The organism is Halomonas sp. KG2, assembly GCA_030440445.1.
Classification (GTDB): Bacteria; Pseudomonadota; Gammaproteobacteria; order Pseudomonadales; family Halomonadaceae; genus Vreelandella.
Genome location: CP098528.1, coordinates 3733076 through 3754157 on the forward strand (window position 1 = coordinate 3733076; position 21082 = coordinate 3754157).

The 21082-nt window shown below is 56.3% G+C and carries 18 protein-coding genes; 12 read left to right on the top strand and 6 right to left on the bottom strand.

The features are described 5' to 3' along the window. The first annotated feature begins 95 nt into the window (after positions 1–95). Complete coding sequence (locus NDQ72_17240; GenBank protein WKD27760.1) at positions 96–863, top strand: SDR family NAD(P)-dependent oxidoreductase; 768 nt, start codon at positions 96–98, stop codon at positions 861–863. Positions 864–881: 18 nt separating this feature from the next. On the opposite strand, the gene NDQ72_17245 is transcribed toward NDQ72_17240, so the two are convergent. Next, positions 882–1784, bottom strand: a complete 903-nt coding sequence (locus NDQ72_17245) for a LysR substrate-binding domain-containing protein (protein ID WKD27761.1) — start codon at positions 1782–1784, stop codon at positions 882–884. A gap of 151 nt (positions 1785–1935) precedes the next feature. Between NDQ72_17245 and NDQ72_17250 the strand changes: the two genes are divergently transcribed. After that, on the top strand, positions 1936–3141 hold the full coding sequence (locus NDQ72_17250; protein WKD27762.1) for a CoA transferase: 1206 nt from the start codon (positions 1936–1938) through the stop codon (positions 3139–3141). A 10-nt stretch (positions 3142–3151) separates the two neighbouring features. Continuing rightward, positions 3152–4114 (top strand): hydroxymethylglutaryl-CoA lyase, encoded by a 963-nt coding sequence (locus tag NDQ72_17255; protein WKD27763.1) that lies wholly within the window; start codon positions 3152–3154, stop codon positions 4112–4114. A gap of 2 nt (positions 4115–4116) precedes the next feature. Here the strand turns inward: NDQ72_17255 and NDQ72_17260 are convergent, their stop codons facing one another. The 4 genes from NDQ72_17260 to speB form a co-directional block, all read right to left on the bottom strand. Then, positions 4117–5577, bottom strand: coding sequence for an aldehyde dehydrogenase family protein (locus NDQ72_17260; GenBank protein ID WKD27764.1), 1461 nt, complete (start codon positions 5575–5577; stop codon positions 4117–4119). Beyond that, positions 5578–7242: a 5-guanidino-2-oxopentanoate decarboxylase gene (locus NDQ72_17265; protein ID WKD27765.1), complete on the bottom strand. Its 1665-nt coding sequence runs from the start codon at positions 7240–7242 to the stop codon at positions 5578–5580. It abuts the gene before it with no gap. An 11-nt stretch (positions 7243–7253) separates the two neighbouring features. Further along, a complete protein-coding gene (locus NDQ72_17270; protein ID WKD27766.1) occupies positions 7254–8636 on the bottom strand; it encodes a YjiH family protein in 1383 nt (460 codons plus the stop codon). A 135-nt stretch (positions 8637–8771) separates the two neighbouring features. Next, entirely contained in the window at positions 8772–9722 is a 951-nt protein-coding gene (speB, locus tag NDQ72_17275) for an agmatinase (protein ID WKD27767.1), read from the bottom strand. Between the two features lie 199 nt (positions 9723–9921). On the opposite strand from speB, the gene NDQ72_17280 reads away from it, so the two are divergent. The 6 genes from NDQ72_17280 (at position 9922) to recQ (ending at position 17879) form a co-directional block, all read left to right on the top strand. Next, a complete protein-coding gene (locus NDQ72_17280; protein ID WKD27768.1) occupies positions 9922–11334 on the top strand; it encodes a sigma 54-interacting transcriptional regulator in 1413 nt (470 codons plus the stop codon). 114 nt (positions 11335–11448) lie between these two features. Next, positions 11449–12579, top strand: a complete 1131-nt coding sequence (locus NDQ72_17285; protein ID WKD27769.1) for an ABC transporter ATP-binding protein — start codon at positions 11449–11451, stop codon at positions 12577–12579. Between the two features lie 29 nt (positions 12580–12608). Continuing rightward, positions 12609–13889, top strand: a complete 1281-nt coding sequence (locus tag NDQ72_17290; protein WKD27770.1) for an ABC transporter substrate-binding protein — start codon at positions 12609–12611, stop codon at positions 13887–13889. 63 nt (positions 13890–13952) lie between these two features. Further along, a complete protein-coding gene (locus tag NDQ72_17295) occupies positions 13953–14837 on the top strand; it encodes a sugar ABC transporter permease (protein WKD27771.1) in 885 nt (294 codons plus the stop codon). Next, positions 14834–15670, top strand: a complete 837-nt coding sequence (locus NDQ72_17300; protein ID WKD27772.1) for a carbohydrate ABC transporter permease — start codon at positions 14834–14836, stop codon at positions 15668–15670. Before NDQ72_17295 ends, NDQ72_17300 begins: the two co-directional genes overlap by 4 nt. Positions 15671–15734: 64 nt before the next feature. Next, positions 15735–17879 (top strand): DNA helicase RecQ, encoded by a 2145-nt coding sequence (gene recQ, locus NDQ72_17305; protein WKD27773.1) that lies wholly within the window; start codon positions 15735–15737, stop codon positions 17877–17879. Between the two features lie 10 nt (positions 17880–17889). On the opposite strand, the gene mtnA is transcribed toward recQ, so the two are convergent. Next, a complete protein-coding gene (mtnA, locus tag NDQ72_17310) occupies positions 17890–18900 on the bottom strand; it encodes an S-methyl-5-thioribose-1-phosphate isomerase (protein ID WKD27774.1) in 1011 nt (336 codons plus the stop codon). Between the two features lie 111 nt (positions 18901–19011). On the opposite strand from mtnA, the gene mtnB reads away from it, so the two are divergent. Genes mtnB through NDQ72_17325 form a run of 3 tightly spaced genes read left to right on the top strand, consistent with a single transcriptional unit; the run spans position 19012 to position 20845 of the window. Continuing rightward, positions 19012–19602 carry a methylthioribulose 1-phosphate dehydratase gene (mtnB, locus tag NDQ72_17315; GenBank protein WKD27775.1) on the top strand — a complete coding sequence of 197 codons (591 nt, stop codon included), beginning with the start codon at positions 19012–19014 and terminating at the stop codon, positions 19600–19602. Beyond that, positions 19599–20285: an acireductone synthase gene (mtnC, locus tag NDQ72_17320; protein WKD27776.1), complete on the top strand. Its 687-nt coding sequence runs from the start codon at positions 19599–19601 to the stop codon at positions 20283–20285. Before mtnB ends, mtnC begins: the two co-directional genes overlap by 4 nt. Positions 20286–20296: 11 nt before the next feature. Then, positions 20297–20845 carry a cupin gene (locus NDQ72_17325; protein WKD27777.1) on the top strand — a complete coding sequence of 183 codons (549 nt, stop codon included), beginning with the start codon at positions 20297–20299 and terminating at the stop codon, positions 20843–20845. Positions 20846–21082 lie beyond the last annotated feature (237 nt).

A 21082-nucleotide genomic window follows, 5' to 3' on the forward strand; every position in this document is an offset into this window, starting at 1 on the left:
TGAATATCTACTGCACCCTTAGGCTATCTCAATGGCGCTTGTCTGCTGCTTTTTAGCAGCGGCTTTAACCGCTATGTTCGCCAGGAGCTTTCATCATGCACGAAGTCACACCCGTCGTATTTATTACCGGCGCCACTTCTGGAATCGGCCTTGCTTGTGCCCACCGTTTTGCCCAAGCAGGCTGGTCACTGGTGTTAACAGGGCGGCGTCAAACCCGCTTAGAGGAGCTCTATAACTCACTGAAAAACAAAGTAGCTGTGCACACCGCTCAACTGGATGTCAGCAACCCACAAGACGTTGAAAACGTAGTTGCAGCGTTGCCAGAACGCTTTCAGCAGGTGCATACCCTGATCAATAATGCAGGGCTAGCGCTGGGTAAGGGACCAGCACAAAACGCAGAGCTGGATGATTGGCATCGCATGATTGATACCAACGTAAAAGGGTTAGTAACCGTTACGCGCCACCTATTGCCCAAACTCATCGCCGCTGGCCCTGGTTCAACGGTAATTAACCTGGGCTCTATCGCCGCTCATACGCCTTATCCAGGTGGGCATGTGTATGGCGCTACCAAAGCCTTTGTAGAACAGTTTAGCTATAACCTGCGCTGCGACGTTGGCCCCCAGGGCGTTAGAGTGACCGACCTCGCTCCTGGAATGACAGCGAGTGAGTTTACGTTGGTTCGCATGAAAGGTGACCACCAGGTAGCCGATAGCTACTACGCAGGAGCGCAACCGCTCCAGCCTGAGGATATCGCCGACCAAGCGTTCCATATAGCCTCACTTCCGTCGCATATCAATATCACGCGCTTAGAAGTGATGCCGCTTTGCCAGCAGTGGTCGGCCCCCACGATACTGCGGGATTAAGCGCCGACTTGATCAACCTTATAACGCTGAATGCTTTTCTGCGGTCAGAAGGTCCACCATGTGCCTTGCCGTGACAGGAAGTGTCGCGTAGCGGCGCACGCCAATCACAAGCTCCCGCTGGGCCCAGGCGTCGTTCAACGGGATGCTTTTAAGCTGCAGATCACCTAGCTCGCGGTAGATCGTTTGTTCTGGCAGCACGCCGACCCCCATGCCATGGTGAATCATGCGGCAAATAGCATCAAAGCTACGTACTTGAATGCGCATTCGCAGCGCTTTTCCCGATAGGTTAGCCTGCTCAAACAATAGCGCTTGCAGTGAAGCATCTTGCTGCAAGCCGATGAAGTCGAAAGCAAGCGCTTCATTGAAGGCAATGCTACTTCGCTCCGCTAGTGGGTGTTTGTCAGGCGTGACTAGCACTAAGCGATCACGCCGATACGGAATTATCTGTAAGTCTGGCGCAGCTACATGCCCAGCAAAAATGCCGATATCGGTTAAGCCGTCTCTCACGGCGGCAATAATTTCACTGCTGACCCGCTCTTGCAGGTCGATTTTAATTTCAGGGTAGTGGCGAGAGAACGCGCTGAGATCTTGGGGAAGGAACGCGATGATTGCCGAGGTGTTGGAATGAATACGCACATGCCCACGCACGCCTTCACCATATTCGCTAAGCTCTGCCTGTAAGCGTTCAACGTTGTCGAGTATGCGCCGCGCATGATGCAAAAATGCCTGCCCTGCCGGGGTTAGCTCCACGCCACGGGGCTTACGGTAAAGTAACGTTGTCCCGACCAAGCTTTCAAGATCGCTCATTCGCTTGCTAACGGCGGCAAGGGCTAGGTGTTCGCGTTCGGCAGCCGCGGTCAAGCGGCCTTCGTCTGCAACAGAGATAAACAGCTTGAGCGTAAAAAAATCAAAGCGGCGCAACTCGACAAACTCCTGAAAAGTAACCTGACTATGCTAGCGCATACCTTCGCCAGTCACGAAACCTTTGTTACCCATTGCCTAATTGTCGCCCCTCAGCGGCTCACGCATGCTGGTAGGCAACAATATTAACGACACGACCAGGAGAGCCTTAATGCACGCTCCCGAAGCTCGCCAGCTTCCCTTAGAACGCCTGAAAGTTCTTGAACTTGGGCAGCTCATTGCAGGCCCATTTGCGACCAAGCTGTTAGGCGAATTTGGTGCCGATGTGATTAAAATTGAGCCGCCCGGCACCGGCGATCCCCTTCGCAAATGGCGAATGCTTGAGGAAGGCACCTCGCTTTGGTGGCACGTACAGAGCCGTAACAAGCGCTCGGTGGCGCTGGACTTGCGCAGTGAAGAGGGTCAAGCGCTGGTGCGTGAACTCGCTACCGAGGCTGATGTGGTGGTGGAAAACTTCCGCCCAGGCACATTAGATAACTGGGGGCTGGGCTGGGAAGCGCTCTCAAAACTCAACCCACGGTTAATCATGGTGCATATTTCCGGCTACGGGCAAACGGGGCCTTACCGCGACAAGCCCGGCTTTGGTGTGGTGGGTGAAGCCATGGGCGGACTGCGTTACCTCACCGGCCAGCCGGGAGAGCCCTCTGTGCGCGTAGGCGTGAGCATTGGTGATTCGCTGTCCGCGCTTTACGCTGTCATTGGCACCTTGCTGGCACTGCAAGAGCGCAACCGCAGCGGCCTGGGACAAGAGATCGACGTGGCGCTGTATGAGTCGGTATTTGCCATGATGGAAAGCCTGCTTCCGGAATTCGATGCCAGCGGCCAGGTGCGCGAACCTAGCGGCAGTGCCCTCCCCGGCATTACGCCTTCTAACGCTTACCGCTGCCAGGGCGGCGATTACGTACTGATTGCCGGTAACGGCGACAGCATTTTTAAACGCTTGATGGGCGTGATTGGCCGTGATGATCTGGCCAACGACCCCGCGCTAGCCCACAACGATGGCCGCAGCCAGCAGGCTGAAATGATCGACGCAGCGATTCAAGCGTGGTCTGAAGAGCGCCCAAGAGAGGCGATTCTTAAAGCGCTGGATGAGGCACGTGTGCCAGCAGGCTATCCGTACACCGCCGAAGATATTGCCTTTGACCCCCATTACTTGGCGCGGGAAATGATTCAAACCTTCACCCGCCCCAACGGCAAACCATTAAAAGTGCCCGGTGTACTGCCCAAACTTAGCGCGACCCCAGGGCGACTCGGCGATGGCGGCCCGGCGCTTGGCCAGCATACCGATGACGTGCTGGATGAGCTGGGCATTGACCAGGCAACCCGCGCCAAACTGCGTCAAGCGGGCATTATTTAAGGAGAGCGCTATGCACAAGTCCACGAGTCAACCCATGCCCTTCCCGACAGCACCCTGTCCTAAAAAAATAGAAATTAATGAAGTCGCCCCGCGTGACGGCCTGCAGATTGAAGCGCGCTTTGTCCCCACAGACGATAAAATCCGCTGGATCGACGCACTCTCCACCACCGGCCTGCGGCGCATCGAGGCCACCTCGTTTACGTCCCCCAAAGCGATTCCTAACCTGCGCGATGCTGCGGATGTTGTCACAGGTATTCAGCGTCGGGCAGGCGTCGATATCAGTGTATTAGTGCCTAACCTTAAGGGCATGGAGCGCGTGCTTGCCTGTCAGGTGGATGAGATTAATTTGGTGATGTCGGCAAGCGATAGCCATGGCCTTGCGAACCTGCGCATGACACCAGAGCAGTCGCTTGAGCAATTTGCCGCGATTGTGGAGGCCTGCCAAGGCAGCGGCGTATTTATCAACGCCTCGCTTTCGACCACCTTTGGCTGCCCGTTTGAAGGCGAGGTGCCTGAAACGCGGGTGCTCACGCTGGTGGAAAAGCTGATCGCGCTGGGCATTCAGGGCGTCACGCTATGCGACACCACGGGTATGGCCAACCCAGCTCAGGTGAGGCGCCTGTGCGACGCCGTGCTTGAGCGATGGCCGGAAACGCCGTTCACCCTGCACTTTCACAACACGCGTGGCATGGGCTTAGCCAACGCGCTGGCGGCGTGGCAGGCGGGCATTAGCCGCTTTGATGCGTCGTTAGGCGGGCTGGGGGGCTGCCCCTTTGCCCCAGGCGCTAGCGGTAATGTATGCACAGAAGACTTAGTGCATATGTTTACAGCGATGGGGGTCGATACGGGCGTCGATCTAGATGCGCTGCTTGACGTTGCCGCCACCCTGCCGACACTTATCGGCCACGACGTGCCCGGGCAAGTGGTAAAAGCCGGGAAGTCATCCCGGCGTTATGCGATGCCCGAGCGTTAGTCTTACGCTGGCCCTATCACATGTTTCACTTCCAGGTAGGCACTTAGCCCCCAGGGGCCGAGTTCACGCCCAATGCCGCTGCGCTTGAAGCCGCCCCAGGCGGTTTCAGGCAGCACCAGCTGCTCACTGTTGTACCAAATACTACCGGCTTTTAGCTGGCGACCAATGCGCTTTGCCCGCTCAGGATCACCGCTAATCACCGTCGCAGCTAATCCATAAGCGCTATCGTTGGCGAGTTTAATCGCCTCTTCTTCGCTGGTAACGCTGCGTGCGCAGAGCACTGGGCCAAAAATCTCCTCTTGCCACAAGCGGCTTTCCAGCGGCACATCACGGTAAAGCGTCGGCGCTAAAAAGTAGCCCTGCGTGGGTAACGTGCGATGGGTAATATCGCGCACTACCGTTAGGCCTTCTTGTTCAGCCAAGTCTAAATAGCGTTGCACGGCATCGCGCTGCTTAGCGCTGGTCAGCGGCCCTAAGTCAGTGCCTTCAGCCAGTGGGTCGCCCAGGGTTAGCGCATCCATCCGCTCAGCTAGGGCGATGTAGAGTGCTTCTGCCACGTTTTCATGTACCAGTAAACGCGAAGTCGCCGAACAGATTTGCCCGGCATTAAAGTAGATACCCGCCATTACCCAGTCGGCGGCTTGGGCGGGGTCGGCGTCTTCCATTACCAGAATCGGCGATTTTCCACCTAGCTCTAAAGAGACACTGGCGGTGCGAACGGCAGCAGCTTGCATAACCGTTTCGCCGACTCGGTTACTGCCCGTAAAGGAGATTTTATCTACACCTGGGTGATTGGTTAGCGGTGCACCTATGCCCTCGCCGTCGCCATTGAGCAGGTTTAGCACACCGGCTGGCAGGCCAATCTCCAGGGCAATTTCTGCCAGTGCCAACTCGGGGAGCGGCGTTACCTCTGACGGTTTGAGTACTGCGGTACAACCGGCTGCCAACGCGGGCGCCAGCTTCCAGGCGCTTGTCACCAGCGGGAAGTTCCAGGGGGCAATCAACCCCACAACGCCCACCGGGTCATGATACGTACGCGCCTCAACGCCCTCCATTTCCATACTGACCAGTTCGCCCTGGCGAGCATCTAACGCCCTGGCCTGCTTGGCGTAATAGCGATAACAGGCAATCGCGTCGTCCAGGTCAATGCCTGCTTCTGCAAGCGGTTTGCCGTTATTAGTGGCTGACAGAGTGATTAGCGCTTCTCGACGGGCCTCCAACGCATCGGCAAAGCTATCTAGGTACTTTGCACGTGCAGCGCCACCCAGCGCTTGCCAAGCAGGTTGTGCTTGCTGAGCGGCTTTAACGGCAGCGTCGACATCTGCCGCGTCCCCCGCCGTGACCTGAGCAATACGCGCTTCGCGATAAGGGTTCATCACATCGAGCATACGCGTGCCTGCTGAGGCAACCCATTGGTTGTTGATGAACTGCTGATTGATAACTTGCTGGTCGAGTAACGGCATCTAGGTATCCTGGTCGGAAATTCGGCACGCACGCTGCCAAGCAGCTGCATCTATTTCAATGAGTAACGGGCCACTTGAAACGCGCTTAGCGAGTGAGTTTGCAAGCTCCTCAGGACTTTCTACCCGCACGCCTGGGCAACCAAACCCTTCGGCCAAAGTAAGAAAGTTAGGGGCTTGAATGTCCACGCCCAAACGGGCCACACCGTTGGCATCCATATAGCGGCGAATTTCTTCGTAGCCTGCGTTGTGCCACAGCACAATCACCACCGGCAGGCGTTCCTCCACCGCGGTAGCAAGCTCAGCAAGGGTGAACATCACCCCACCATCACCGACAAGCGCCACCACGGGTAGATCAGCGCGAGCTAACTGCGCCCCTAGCGCTGCCGGCAGCCCATAGCCCAAGGTGCCGTAGCCGGTAGAAGCATTGAAATAACGCCTTGGCGCTGGCTGGCTGACTAGGTGGTTGCCCGCATACACCGGTGCAGTGGAATCACCCACCAAAATCGCCTCAGGCAGATGGTCAGCCAGGGTCTTATAAAGCGGCACGAAGTCGCTAAAAGCCGGATCGTTAACCAGGTTAAGTGCGCTCAACGTAGTGGCAGTACGTTCAACACCGCGTTCAACACCGTGGCGCTGCAAAGGTTCTGGGAAATGAGCGAGTAGAAGCGCTAGGCTACGTCCGGCATCGCCTACTAAACCAAGCGTTGTATGCTGGTTACGCACCAGTTGTTCAGGGTCGAGATCAATACGAATCAGCTTACCGTTGAGGTGAAAGCCGCCATCAAACACGACATCGTAGTCGGTCTCGCCAAGCTCGGTACCCACCGCCAAAATCACATCGGCGTTGGCCGCTAGCTCGCGCACTGCTGGCAGCGCTGCGTTAGCCCCCAAATCTAACGGGTGGTCGCGACCCAGCAGCCCTTTAGCGTTGATAGTCGTCACCGCTGGGGCATCAAGCCTCTCTACCAGTGCCCGCGCTGCCTCTGGCGCTGCCACGCAGCCACCTCCTAACAGCAGCAAGGGTTGCTTCGCGGCCTTTAACAAGCGGGCAGCTTCGGCAAGCCCATCCGGGTCAGGTGCTGCTCGGTAAAGCGATGGCGCTGGCCAACTGGCCGGAGCCTTCACCGGCGCATTGAACAGATCAATCGGAATTTCAATATGCACCGGACCAGGGCGCGCACCATTGAAGATCGCAAAGGCGCGGGCCAGCACATCAGGCAACGTATTGGCATCTAATAGCGTGTGGCTAAAGCGTGCCACGCCGCTGATCATCTGCTGCTGACTGGGCAACTCGTGCAGCCGACCTTGGCCTAGCCCCAGCGTATCCCGACGGTTAACGCTGGAGATCACCAGCATGGGAATGGAGTCTGCTAATGCTTGGCCCATCGCAGTGGCAATATTGGTCATTCCCGGACCAGTGATAATCAGACATACCCCAGGCTGGCCGCTGGCGCGGGCATAGCCGTCGGCCATGAAACCCGCTCCCTGCTCGTGGCGCGGGGTTATATGTTGCACGTCGCTACCTTCCAGCCCACGATAAAGCTCTACCGTATGCACACTCGGAATACCGAACAGAGCTCGAACCCCATAGGTTTCGCGCAGTAGGCGGATCAACAGCTCGGCACAGGTCATCGTTGAGTGATTGCGCATTGCGTCAGCGTTCATGACAGGCCCTCTCAGAAGAAAAATGTATGGGCCATAAAGGCAATAATCGGCAGTGTAATCGCGGTACGCAGCAAGAAAACCACTGCCAGTTCCCAGAACTTGATGGGAATTTTCGATTTGAGTAGCAGCGCACCGATTTCAGACATGTACACCAGTTGCGTCATAGAGAGACAGGCGATAACGAAACGGGTCAGCTCGCTTTCAATATTCGTCGCTAGCACCGCTGGCAAGAACATATCGGCAAACCCGACCAACGTCGCTGGCGCAGCCGCTTGTGCTTCGGGGATACGCAGCAACTCAAGCACCGGCACCATGGGGTAAGAGAGCCAGGTAAACAGCGGAGTAAACTCGGCTAAAATCAGCGCGACGGTGCCGATGGCAAATACCAAAGGCAGCAGTGTCAAAAAGATATCAACCACGTTGAGTAGTGCTAAACGCACCAACTCTTTTGGCCCTGGCGCATCCGCTGCCCGGCGAGTTGCCTGGAGCAAGCTGTAACGAAACAGCCCTACATTTTCTGTGCGCTTCTCGCTTAACTGGCAGCCAACAGGCTCGTAGTAGTCGTTAGATTTTAGCGATAGAGGGGGGATTCGCGCCACGATGATGGCAGCAATCAATCCTGACACGACTACCGTAAAGTAGAACTGCACGAAGAGATGATTGATATCAACAAAGTTCGTCACCAGTAGACTAAACGCGATGGAAGCCACTGAAAAGTTAGTCGCAATGACCGATGCCTCGCGAGCATTGTAATAACCCTGCTCATACTGTTGGGCAGTGATCAACACACCCACGGTGCCTGACCCCATCCAAGAAGCCGTTGCATCGATAGCACTGCGTCCAGGAAGATTAAAAATCACCCGAAACGGCTTACGCACCATGGTGCCGATAAATTCCATAAAGCCAAATTCGACCAAAAACGGTAGCAGAATCGCCGCAAAGAAGAAGAACGTCAGTAGCACCGGCGCCAAATCATTGAGCATTACGCCGCCAGTAAACGATGCCGTCACAAATTCTGGGCCGACTTGGAAAAAGGTCATGACGACAAAGATGGCACCTAAGATGCGCATCACTACCCAAATAGTGTCTACGTCAAACATCTCTTGAAAGTGACCATGTTGCGCCCAGTTAGGTTTTGCCACTTTAACGTACAGCGTTATCACTACGGACAGACATAGGACTAGCATGGCAATGGCAGGTAGTGCAGAGCCAAGCAGCGACTGCAACCCATCAGCCATTAGGCCCATGCCAATATTAATCGTTCCTCCCACTTGAAAAGGCACCAAAAACAAGAGGACGCCAATTAAGGAGGGAATCAAAAACTTCAGCAAATGAGCACGATGGATTGGAGCCGACGGCTCGGCGTCATCCAATTTTACTTGAGAGAAAGACATACGGTTCACCTATTGGAAGTGATTATTGGAGGTGGGCTGGTGGCGTCCTGGCAGGCAATAAGTAGCCTGCCATTTCTCTGACCATTAGCGCTTTGTCAGGTAAGCGCTTTTATTTATTAGCTATTTCAGGACAGCTTAATCACTGTGTTTCACGCCCGGCAGCACACAGAGCATTTCGTACAGCAGTGTGGCGCCCATCAATGCGGTATTACCGCTGAGATCATAAGGAGGCGACACTTCCACTAGATCACAGCCGACGATGTTCAAGCCTGCCGCCCCGCGCACAATTTCCAGCCCCTGGGCTGAGGTCAGCCCGCCCATCTCTACCGTCCCCGTCCCTGGTGCAACGGATGGATCCAAGCCATCGATATCGAAGCTGATATAGACAGGCACATCCCCCATCTGCTCGCGCACCTCTTCCATCAAGGGAGCAAGCGAGCGATGCCAGCACTCTTCAGCGGGAACAACGCGGAAACCCTGGCTGCGGCACCAATCAAAATCTTCGGCCGCGTAACCGGTACCACGAAGGCCGATTTGCACCACTTTGCCGTGGGCTAGCAGGCCTTCTTCCTGGGCACGGCGAAACGGCGTGCCATGGGCAATCGGCTCACCGAACATGTGCTCGTTCACATCGGCATGGGCATCAATATGGATCAGCCCCACTGGCCCATGCTTTTTGGCAATGGCACGTAAAATGGGCAGTGTCAGGGTGTGTTCGCCACCCAGTGTTAGCGGAATGCAGTTGTGTTTAAGCACGTCATCATAAAAGGCCGTGATGATGTCGACGCTTTTGGGCAGGTGAAACGTGTTGATGGGCACGTCACCGATATCGGCCACTTGTAAACTTTCAAACGGGGCGGCGCGGGTCGCCATGTTATAGGGTCGCAGCATGCGAGATTCATCACGAATCTGACGTGGGCCAAGACGTGTACCAGGCCGGTTAGACGTACCAATATCCATTGGAATACCGATAAAAGCAGCATCTAAGCCAGCAGCACTTTCCTGAGTGGGTAAACGCATCATAGTGGCTGGCCCACCAAAGCGCGGCATACTATTGCCCCCAAGCGGCTGGTTAAAATCAGACATACAGATCTCCTTGGCGTTGTTCATGTTGTAGCGCTGAATAACAACTACATTGCACAGAACATGCCAAGTCTCTAAACGCCCTAATAATAGGGCTTTCAGCCATTATCGATGCAGTAATGAATCAAAATCACGTACACTCAAGTCATCTATGCATCATTGATGCAAAAATGAATCGCAAGTTACTCAAGAGACAAGCGCTGTGAGTGAAATCGATAAGTGCGTGCTAAAAACCATTGTCGAAACCGCCAACGATCATTTCTTTATCGTCAGCGGGGAGGGTCAAGTGCTTGATATCAGCCCCGGCGCTGAGGCTGTTTATGGCGCGCCCCGGGAAGAGTTGCTAGGTAGTAGCGTTTACCAGCTTCAGCAAGCAGGCATTTTGAAGCCATCCATCACCTTAGAAGTGATGCGCACCCACCAGCCGGCCCAGCTGATGCAGGTAACAGGCACCGGGCGCCGTGTGATAGCTCAGGCCTACCCCGTCTTTGTGAATGGAAAGTTAGAGCGTGTTATCAGCCGCTCCAGAGACTTAACCGACTTACAGCTCCTACAAGACGAATATGCACTACTCCAAAAGCGCTTTAGTGAGCACTTAAAACGTAGCCAAGCAGCCCACGGTGCCGAGGAACAAGCGCTGGACGACGCGCTGGATAACTTGCAGGCGAGAAGCCACGTTATGCGTGAAGTCGCCCTGCTTCTCAAACGGGTCGCCCCCTCGGACGCTAATGTATTGATGCTGGGAGAGTCGGGCGTGGGGAAAACCGCGTTTGCCAAACAACTCCATCGTTGGAGCCAGCGCCATAACCATCCCTTTATTGAGGTTAACTGTGCGGCCATTCCCGAAAACTTATTTGAGTCTGAGATGTTTGGCTATCAGCCCGGTGCGTTCAGCGGCGCGGCTCGCCAAGGAAAAGCAGGCTTACTAGAGCAAGCGGAAGGAGGCACGCTGTTTCTCGATGAAATCGGTGAGCTTCCCTTATTAATGCAAACCAAACTGCTAAAAGTCATCCAGGACGGCAGCCTTACCCGGTTAGGCGATACACGGCCGCGCAAAGTGGACTTTCGCTTAGTCGTCGCCACGAATCAGAATTTAGCTAAACAAGTAGAAGCGGGCCTATTTCGCCTGGACCTTTACTACCGTCTCAACGTCATACCGGTCACGCTTCCTCCTTTACGCGACCGCCGAGAAGATATTCCGGATCTCGTGGAAGCCTGTTTGAAACGCCTTAATCAACGCTATGGGCGGCAAAAAATCCTGGGCAACCCAGTATGGTCAACGTTAATGGGAAGCGACTGGCCAGGTAACGTCCGCGAGCTTGAAAACTGGTTGGAAAGAGCTTGGCTCTCCAGCCCAACGGATCAAATTGAAGCACCTAGCCTTCCTACAGAGCAGCCCCCTGCTAATCTGCCGCAAACTTCAACCTCTTCGCCAAGAGCCGCCTTAGCCCCCGAAGAAACCCTAAAGCAGTATCTCGCCAGACTAGAGTGCGAAACATTGGAAGCGTTGAGCAAAACGCTTCCCAGCACGTACGCCATCGCTGAACGGCTGGGGATTAGTCAATCCAGCGTGGTGCGCAGGCTTCAGCGTTATGGCATCAAAGTCACCAAGTGAATTTTCCGCTTGACACAACGGCTGTCATCAACCATCCATGTAAGTGTCATACAACGGCAACACCTTCAACACAAGCTGAACCAATAACAACCAACAGCCGGTGATGTGTGTGCTATGTCAAACCAATCGCGTATTCGCTTGGAACGCGTCACTAAACGTTGGGACGCGGCCACTGCCGTCGATGACATCTCCTTCGACGTCACGCCTGGGCAATTTGTCATTCTGCTCGGCCCTTCAGGCTGTGGTAAATCCACCACGCTGCGTATGATCGCGGGCCTGGAAGAGGCCAGCGACGGGCGTATTCATATCGGCGAGCGCGACGTTACCCGCCTGCCGCCCGGCGATCGTGGGCTGAGCATGGTGTTTCAGTCCTACGCGCTGTTTCCGCATTTGAGCGTTGCCGACAACATCGTTTTTGGCCTGCGCAGCCGCAAGGTACCCAAAGATGAGCAGCGCCAGCGACTAGCCAAGGTCGCCGAACTGGTTGATTTAACCGATTACCTAGACCGCAAACCTGCGCAACTTTCCGGCGGCCAACGCCAGCGGGTTGCTTTGGCGCGCTCAATCATTTCCGAACACCCGATCTGCCTGATGGATGAACCGCTATCCAACCTGGACGCTCGGCTGCGCAGCGACATGCGTAGGGAAATTAAAGCACTACAAAGTCGCCTGACTATGACGGTGATTTACGTCACCCACGACCAGGTGGAAGCCATGAGCATGGGTGATCGTGTGATTCTGATGCAGCACGGCAAAATCGTTCAGGACGGCACCCCGGACGAGCTTTATAACCGCCCCGCTAGCGCTTTTGCCGCCAGTTTCATTGGCAGCCCTGCCATGAACCTGCTGCCCCTAGTGGCCGGTAAACATGGCGCCGTTATCGAAGGCGAACCAAGTACTCCCGTAGCTCCCTTGGACGCCGCTGGCGGACACTTGGGCATCCGCCCGGAAGATATCGAACTGCGTATCGCACCCGGTTCCGGCGTACCCGCTAACGTATTAAGTGAAGAGTATCTGGGAGCGGACACTATTGCTTATGTGGCAGTGGGGTCGCACACCCTACGCGTGCGGCTTAGCGGCAAGCAGGCACTGACAGGTCAGCCATGCAGCCTCTACTGGACGCCAGAGAATACACACCTTTTCGATGCTGGAGGTCTGCGGCGGGATGACCTGGCGCCGCTCCCCTTACCTAGCTCATCGCGAAGCGTTCCTCGCCCACCGGCGGTGGGCTCTTTCCAACACTGACAGCAGTATTGACACTTGCGGAGTCTCTTATGCGTTTGCGTACCCCTTTTGCAATGACCGCCCTGGCAGCGAGCTTGTTAAGCGCCGCCCAGGTAAACGCGGATAGCGTCGATCTGACCATGTACTACCCGGTCGCAGTGGGCGGTGCACTCACTGACGTCGTTGATACGCTGGTGGAAGAGTTTGAAAGCGAATACCCCGATATCAATGTGGAAGCGATCTACGCCGGTAACTACGACGACACCCGCGTGCGCGCCATGTCGGCGATGGAAGCGGGCGAAACGCCGCAGCTATCGGTCATGTTCTCCATCGATCTTTACGAGCTGATTGAGCAGAACGCCATCGTCGCCTTTGATGACCTGGTCGAAACCGATGAAGAGCGCGAATGGCTCAATGGCTTCTACCCAGGGCTGATGGAAAATGGCCAGTTGGATGGCAAAACCTACGGCATCCCCTTCCAGCGCTCCACCATCGTACTGTTCTGGAACAAAGACGCCTTTGAAGCCGCTGGCCTAGACCCCGAAACACCCCCAGAAAACTGGCAAGAGATGGCCGAGATGGCTGCCACCGTGCGCGAAGCCTCCAATGGCGAGCAGTGGGGCGTGATGGTGCCATCGACCGGCTACCCCTACTGGATGTTCCAGGCCTTTGCCTTTCAGAACGGCCACCGGCTAATGAGCGAAGATGGCACCGAGGTCTACTTCGACGACCCCGCAGCGGTTGAAGCGCTGGAGTACTGGGTATCGCTAGCCACCGAGCACAATGCCATGCCTGACGGCACCATTGAGTGGGGCACCCTGCGCCAGAACTTCCTTGAACAGTCCACGGCAATGATGTGGCACACTACGGGCAATCTGACCGCCGTACGTAGCGAAGCCAATTTTGATTTTGGCGTCGCCATGCTGCCGATGAAAACCCAGCGCGGCAGCCCCACCGGTGGCGGTAACTTCTACATTTTTGAAGATACGACTGAAGAAGAGCAACGCGCGGCGATGACCTTTATTCGCTGGATGACCGCTCCCGAGCGAGCTGCCGCCTGGTCGATTGAGACTGGCTATATGGGCGTTAGCCCCGCTGCCTACGAAACCGACGCGCTACAAGGCTATGTAGAAGAGTTCCCACCTGCCGCGGTCGCCCGCGACCAGCTTGAACACGGCACGGCAGAGCTTTCCACTTACCAGGGTGGCCGTATTCGCCGCGCCTTGGATAACGCCGTGCAAGCAGCGCTGACCGGCCAAATGACAGCGCAAGAAGCGCTTAGCCAAGCGCAGCAAGAGGCCGATAGCGTGTTACGCCGCTACGCCCGTTAATCGTTAGCCATTTTACTGTTCGCCGGGGCATGCCCCGGCTTTTCCAACGTGCGGTACGTCTCTATGTCATTCACCAACCACCGCAAAATGCAGCTCTACGGTGCGCTTCTGCTACTGCCCGCTGCGGTACTGCTAACGACGTTTGCTTATTTACCGACCATAACAACGGTCATTAACAGTCTATTTTTACCCGGCTTTCGCGGTGCACCCACTGAATTCGTCGGCCTTGAAAATTATCAGGTGTTGTTCGATGACCCGACGTTTTGGAAAGTAGCGCGTAACAACTTAATCTACGCCGTCGGTACGATTCCTACGTCTATCGCGCTGGCCTTGGGTATGGCGCTATTCGTCAATGGCAAGCTTCGCGGGCGGGGCTTTGTGCGCATGGCCTACTTTACGCCGACGATTCTTCCCATGATCGCCGCGGCCAATATCTGGATGTTTTTCTACGCGCCGCAGATCGGCCTATTCAATAAACTGCTCGGTATGCTGGGCTTATCCGGAGTGAACTGGCTGGGTGATCCAAGCATTGCTTTAAGCTCGGTGATCGTGATGTCGGTGTGGAAAGAAGCCGGCTTTTTTATGATCTTCTACTTGGCGGCGCTCCAGAGTATGCCCCCCGAGTTAAAAGAGGCGGCTGATTTAGAAGGCACTAGCCGTTGGAGCTTTTTCTGGCGGGTGACATTTCCACTGTTGATGCCCACCACGCTGTTTGTGCTCATCAATGCGCTGATTAACTCGGTGCGGGTCGTGGATCACCTATTTATCTTGACCAAGGGTGGGCCCAACAACGCCACCAACCTGCTGCTCTACTACGTTTACGAGAATGCGTTCTCGTTCTTTGACCGCACCACGGCAGCCACCATTACGGTGGTGATTTTGTTGGTGCTCGCGGTAGTGGCGACGCTTAAGTTCACGATTTTAGATCGCAGGACGCACTATCAATGAATACGACCACTGCGCCCCGCTCACGCATCTTCTCAATTCCAGCGCTGGAAACAGTGGCCGCGTGGCTACTAGCGATTATTTGGATATTCCCACTACTGTACGCCTTTTGGGCGGCCTTCCACCCCAGCGAGTTTATGGTCAACTTTGCGCTCTTCGCTCCGCTGACGTTGGAGAACTTCGCTAACGCTTGGTCTCAAGCGCCCTTTGCCCGCTACTACCTAAACACCTTTGCGCTGGTGACAGGAGTGGTGGTCGGTCAGTTTGTGGTCTGCACCCTGGCGGCGTTTGCCTTTGCGCGCTTTCCGATTCCCGGCAAGAACGTTTTATTTATGCTGGTGCTGATTCAACTCTTTGTGTTTCCCGAAGTGTTGATTGTCGAGAACTACCGCATCGCCAGCGAGCTGGGGCTGATCAATACCATCACCGGGATTGGCTTACCTTACGTGGCCAGCGCCCTGGGGATTTTTCTGCTCCGCCAAACGTTTAAAACCATCCCAAGGGAGCTTGAAGACGCCGCCCGCATCGAAGGCTGCAACTGGCTGGAAATTTTGTGGAAGGTCTACGTACCGCTCGCCAAGCCCACCTACCTTGCTTACGGGCTGGTCTCGATTAGTCACCACTGGAACAACTTCATCTGGCCATTAGTGGTGACCAATTCGGTAGAGAGCCGCCCGCTAACGGTAGGGTTAGGGGTATTTTCCGCCCCCGAAACCGGCGTTAACTGGGCCACCGTTAGCGCTGCGACGCTGTTAAGCATCGCCCCGCTGCTAATTGCCTTTTTACTCTTCCAACGCCAGTTCGTGCAGTCGTTTTTAAGAGCGGGGATTCGCTAGGCAAAAACTCCCTTGAATTTTCGTGCGACAATTCTCCCTCAAGCACGAGACAAGGAGAGCATTGATGCACGGCGCCCCTCACCCGGCAGCCCTCAAGGTGCTGCAGCAGGTATTTGGCTACGACAGCTTTCGCGGCCCGCAGCAGGCCATCATCGAGCATGTGATGGCCGGCGGCGATGCGCTGGTGCTGATGCCCACCGGCGGCGGCAAGTCGCTGTGCTATCAGATCCCTGCGCTGCTGCGCGAAGGCACCGCCATTGTGGTCTCGCCGCTAATCGCACTGATGCAGGATCAGGTCGCAGCACTTCAGCAGAACGGGGTCAGGGCGGCTTACCTCAACTCCAGCCTCGATTATCACGAGGCGGTCGAGGTGGAGAACCGTCTGCGGGCGGGGGAACTGGATCTTTTGTATGTCGCGCCCGAGCGGCTGGCCACGGCGCGTATGCAGATGCTGCTGGAACAGACTCGGATTGCGCTGTTCGCCATTGATGAAGCCCACTGCGTCTCCCAGTGGGGCCATGATTTTCGCCCTGAGTATCGCCAGCTCTCACATTTGCATCAGCGCTTTCCCCAAGTGCCGCGCATCGCCCTGACCGCCACCGCCGACGTGCCCACCCGGGGCGATATTATGGAGCATCTGCAGCTCCAAGAAGCGGCGCTGTATAACAGCGGCTTTGACCGGCCCAATATCCGCTACCATATCGCCGAAAATCAGGGCAACGCCAAGGAACAGCTGCTGCGCTTTATCGGTGAGCACCACGATGGCGAGGCGGGCATCGTCTACTGCCTCTCCCGGCGCAAGGTGGAGGAGACCGCCGCCTGGCTGGAACGCCAGGGGGTGACGGCACTGCCCTACCACGCGGGGCTTCCCGCCGAGCAGCGCCAGCACCACCAGACCCGCTTTCTGCGTGAAGATGGTGTGATTGTGGTGGCCACCATCGCCTTCGGTATGGGAATCGACAAACCTGATGTGCGTTTTGTGGCCCACCTCAACCTGCCCAAGAGCATCGAAGCTTACTACCAGGAGACCGGTCGCGCCGGCCGCGACGGTCTGCCCGCCAACGCTTGGATGGCCTACGGGCTACAGGACGTGATCACGCTGCGCCAAATGCAGCAGGACTCCAGCGCCGCCGACCAGCAAAAGCGCATTGAGCAGCAGAAGCTCGATGCCATGCTGGGGCTATGTGAGATCACCAGTTGCCGTCGCCAAGCGCTTTTGCACTACTTTGGCGATCACCTGGAATCCCCCTGTGGCAACTGCGACAACTGCCTGACGCCACCCGAGACTTGGGAAGCCACCGTGGCGGCGCAAAAGGCGCTGTCCTGCGTCTACCGCACCGAGCAGCGCTTCGGCGTGACCTATCTCGTGGACGTGTTGCTGGGCAAAAGCAACGAGCGTATCACCCGCTTTGGCCACGACCGCCTTAGTACCTTCGGCATTGGTAAAGAGCTTGCGGCTAACGAGTGGAAAGCGCTCTTTCGCCAGCTGATTGCCAGCGGCTATTTAAGTGTCGATATGGCGGGCCACGGCGGTATTCAGCTCACCGCCAACGCTAGGCCGGTGCTGCGTGGCGAGCAAACCCTCACTCTGCGCAAGCCAAGCAACAAACCCAGCAAAGCCAAAACCGCCCGACGGGGAAGCAAAGGCGCCTCTGCGCCCCAGGGCCACGGCCCGCTGTGGGAAGCTCTGCGCCAGCACCGCAAGGCACTGGCCGAAGCCCAGGGCGTGCCTGCCTATGTGATTTTCCACGATGCCACTCTGGCCGAACTGGTCGAACAGAAACCCCAAAGCCTAGAGGCACTGGGCGCGATTTCGGGTATCGGTGCGCGCAAGCTGGCGGATTACGGCGACGGTTTTCTGGCCGTTATTCTGGCGCATCAGGGAATCCATCAAGACACCCCGTCCGTGGGCAGCAGTGCCTTGGAATCCGCCGCCTTGCTGCGCAAGGGGTTAACACCTGAGGAAGTCGCCGAGCAGCGCGGCTTGGCCGCCAACACCATTTATCGCCACCTAAGTGATGTGATTCAAAGCGGTGGGCTGGCGCTGGAAGAGGTCGTCGACTTGAACCCCGTAACCCTGGAGCAGATCCGCACCACCTTTGCGCACTATCCAGACCAAGGGCTGAAAGTGGTTTTCGAGGCATTGGAAGGGCGTATCGATTATCCCATCCTACACTGCGTACAGGCGTCTCTGGCGGCACCACGTTAGCGCGGCGGCGTTATCGGCAATGCTCGCCCTGGGCAATGGCGGCGGCATCAAACACGCCAGTATCCAAAATCCAGGCGGTAACCAGTTTGGCGGGTGTCACATCAAAGGCAGGGTTCCACACGGGGGCATTTTCGGGAGCCCAGACAACATCACCAAAAGCGCCTGAAACACCATGGATTTCTGCCGCATCACGCTGTTCAATAGGAATATCCGCGCCGGTTGCGCAGGCGGGATCTACCGTGGTGTAAGGGGCCACTACATAGAACGGCACCTGATGATAGTGAGCAATCACCGCCAGCATGTAAGTACCCACTTTGTTGGCGAAGTCACCGTTGGCGCAAATGCGGTCGGCACCGACCATGACTTTATCGACTTTCCCTGCGGCCATTAAGCTCGCGGCCATGCTGTCAGCAATCAATTGATAGGGAATGGCTAAGTCGGCCATTTCCCAAGCGGTTAAACGGCCGCCTTGCAGCAGCGGGCGGGTTTCATCCACATACACATGCAGCGTCACACCGCGCTGCTTGGCAACTGCGAGTGCGCCAATGGCGGTGCCAACACCTGCGGTAGCAAGCGCCCCGGTATTGCAGTGGGTCAATATGCGGTCGCCTGATTGCAAAAGGTCGGCTCCCCGCTCGGCCATACGCTGGCAAAGTGCGCGGTCTTCTGCAAACAATTCAGCGGCGCGCTCAGCCAGGGTGGCAGCCCCTTGCTCAAAGCAGGCTTCCATAGCATCCAGGCAATACATCAGGTTCACTGCGGTGGGTCGCGTGGCGCGTAAGCGATCACTTACCAACTGCCAGTCACCTTGCGGATGACGTGCGGCGTATTGAGCCAGCACGAAAGCAGCGCTCAAGCCAATCAGCGGCGCGCCGCGAATCGCCAGGTTTTTCACCGCATGCTGCCACTCTTCTGGTGAACCACAGCGCACCCACTGCTCCTTCTGGGGCAGTTGGGTTTGATCCAAATACTCAAGGTGGTCGGCATAGACCCGTAAACTGCGTGACTGTAGGTGTGGCATTGCTGGACTCCTTAAGCACTCTAACTTGACTAGCAGAACAACGGCGCGGCTTATCAGCCGCGAAGCTTATCATATAGAATGGCTGCTACTAGATGAGGCGACGCAGATCCTATGATGACGCTACAAACTGAACTGCTGGCCGCCATTTCATGGGCGGCGCAGCAAGGCTGGACGCCAGCCACTGGCGGTAACTTTTCCGCCCGTACCGAGGCGGGGTATTGGGTCACCGCCTCTGGGCGCGATAAAACCCGCATTCAGGCCAATGACCTACTACTATGCGATCTGGATGGCCGAGTACTATCAGGCGACGGTAAACCGAGTGCGGAAAGTGATCTTCACGCTGCGCTCTATCGCTTAGACGCATCGATTAACTGCGTGCTACATACCCATACCCTAGCCAGCACTGTGCTGTCGCGGCGCTTTCCAAACGGTATTGAGCTAAGTGGCTTCGAGATGCAAAAAGCCCTGCAGGGCAACGTGACTCATGATGCCTCGGTTCTTTTACCGGTGGTACCAAATCCCCAAGATATGGACGAGCTAGCGGATCATGTACGCCTCGGCTGGCCGATGCCCTGGGGCTTTTTGGTGGCGGGGCACGGTATTTATGCCGTGGGCGATAGCATCGCTAGTTGCCGTCGGCACTTGGAAGCCATTGAATTTTTACTGTCCTGTGTACTTGAAGAGAGCCGGTGGTCTAAATGAGTAACCCAGCTGTTCGCGCCGTTGTCACCGATATCGAAGGCACCACCACGGATATTAACTTCGTGCATAAGGTGCTGTTTCCCTACGCTCAAGCCAAGCTACCCGATTTTTTGCGGGCAAATGCTGACTCTCCAGAGGTTGCCGAGCAAATTAGCGCCGTGCGCCGCGAAATGGGCGACGCTGATGCCACGCTGGAAGCAGTCATTGCGCAGTTGCTACATTGGATCGAGACTGACCAAAAAGTCACGCCGCTGAAAGCACTGCAAGGTATGGTGTGGGCCGATGGCTACCAGCGCGGCGATTTTAAAGGGCATTTGTATAGCGATGTAGCCCCAGCGCTGCGCCAGTGGCAGCAGGCAGGCAAAGCGCTGTACGTGTATTCGTCAGGTTCCGTGCAGGCGCAGAAGCTGCTGTTTGGCTACAGCGATGAAGGCGACTTAACACCCCTGTTTAGCGGCTACTTCGACACCCATATTGGCCATAAACGCGAAGCCACAGCCTATCAGCGAATTATCGCTGAGCTTGACCTATCGCCGGAAGCGGTGCTGTTCTTGTCGGACGTGGTCGAAGAGCTGGACGCCGCCAAGCAGGCGGGCATGCAAACCCTACAGTTAGTTCGCGAAGGCACCCAGGCGGGTAACACCCACGCGTGCGTTTCCCGCTTTGATGAAATTGAGCTTTAGGAGAGCCTAGAATGTCGCAACTGAAAGTATTTGCTGATCAGAATCCTAATGACGCCCTGCTAGACATCACTGACGGCGAGCAGATAACTGCTGAGCTGAACAAGGTGGGTGTGCTGTTCGAGCGCTGGGCAACGCCGGGTGAGATTGCCGACGACGCCACCCAGGACGATATTTTGGCGCTTTATCAAGACGACATCGACCGGGTAAAAACCATCGGCGGCTATCAAACCGTTGATGTGCTGCACATGGTGCCCACGCACCCAGACAAAGACGCCATGCGCCAAAAGTTCTTAAACGAGCACCGCCATCACGAAGACGAAGTGCGCTTCTTCGTCAAAGGCCAGGGGCTTTTCTGCCTGCATATTGAAGACAAGGTGTATCAGGTACTGTGTACCCGCAATGACCTGATCAGCGTACCTGCTAACACGCCCCATTGGTTCGATATGGGCCCAGCGCCAGAATTCACTGCGCTGCGCTTCTTCGATAACGTGGAAGGCTGGGTGCCCCACTGGACAGAGAGCGATATCGCCGGGAAGTTTGATCGTTTGGATCAGCTTTGATTAGTGAATAGTGAATGGTGAATGGTGAATGGTGAATCGTAAGTTGTAATGGTGGGAGGCAGTTGTAGCGCGGCGTAAGCGTCAGCGCACCCGCGAAGCAACGCGCCAGCGTTGCCGAGGTTGGCACCGAGGCCGGATCAGGCGCGGAGGCATTATCCAGGCGGCTGGCGCCGCCGTCGCGGGTGCCTCATACGCTCGTCCCTCGCGAGATTCGTTACACCGCGCTACGGGGCTTAA

Bases quoted from the DNA above. Each gene is read 5' to 3' on its own strand.
- NDQ72_17260 (WKD27764.1), bottom strand. From the start codon at position 5,577: ATGCCGTTACTCGACCAGCAAGTTATCAATCAGCAGTTCATCAACAAC.
- NDQ72_17255 (WKD27763.1), top strand. From the start codon at position 3,152: ATGCACAAGTCCACGAGTCAACCCATGCCCTTCCCGACAGCACCCTGT.
- NDQ72_17290 (WKD27770.1), top strand. From the start codon at position 12,609: ATGCGTTTGCGTACCCCTTTTGCAATGACCGCCCTGGCAGCGAGCTTG.
- mtnA (WKD27774.1), bottom strand. From the start codon at position 18,900: ATGCCACACCTACAGTCACGCAGTTTACGGGTCTATGCCGACCACCTT.
- NDQ72_17300 (WKD27772.1), top strand. From the start codon at position 14,834: ATGAATACGACCACTGCGCCCCGCTCACGCATCTTCTCAATTCCAGCG.
- mtnB (WKD27775.1), top strand. From the start codon at position 19,012: ATGATGACGCTACAAACTGAACTGCTGGCCGCCATTTCATGGGCGGCG.
- recQ (WKD27773.1), top strand. From the start codon at position 15,735: ATGCACGGCGCCCCTCACCCGGCAGCCCTCAAGGTGCTGCAGCAGGTA.
- NDQ72_17265 (WKD27765.1), bottom strand. From the start codon at position 7,242: ATGAACGCTGACGCAATGCGCAATCACTCAACGATGACCTGTGCCGAG.
- NDQ72_17270 (WKD27766.1), bottom strand. From the start codon at position 8,636: ATGTCTTTCTCTCAAGTAAAATTGGATGACGCCGAGCCGTCGGCTCCA.
- NDQ72_17240 (WKD27760.1), top strand. From the start codon at position 96: ATGCACGAAGTCACACCCGTCGTATTTATTACCGGCGCCACTTCTGGA.
- NDQ72_17295 (WKD27771.1), top strand. From the start codon at position 13,953: ATGTCATTCACCAACCACCGCAAAATGCAGCTCTACGGTGCGCTTCTG.
- mtnC (WKD27776.1), top strand. From the start codon at position 19,599: ATGAGTAACCCAGCTGTTCGCGCCGTTGTCACCGATATCGAAGGCACC.
- NDQ72_17285 (WKD27769.1), top strand. From the start codon at position 11,449: ATGTCAAACCAATCGCGTATTCGCTTGGAACGCGTCACTAAACGTTGG.
- NDQ72_17250 (WKD27762.1), top strand. From the start codon at position 1,936: ATGCACGCTCCCGAAGCTCGCCAGCTTCCCTTAGAACGCCTGAAAGTT.
- speB (WKD27767.1), bottom strand. From the start codon at position 9,722: ATGTCTGATTTTAACCAGCCGCTTGGGGGCAATAGTATGCCGCGCTTT.
- NDQ72_17325 (WKD27777.1), top strand. From the start codon at position 20,297: ATGTCGCAACTGAAAGTATTTGCTGATCAGAATCCTAATGACGCCCTG.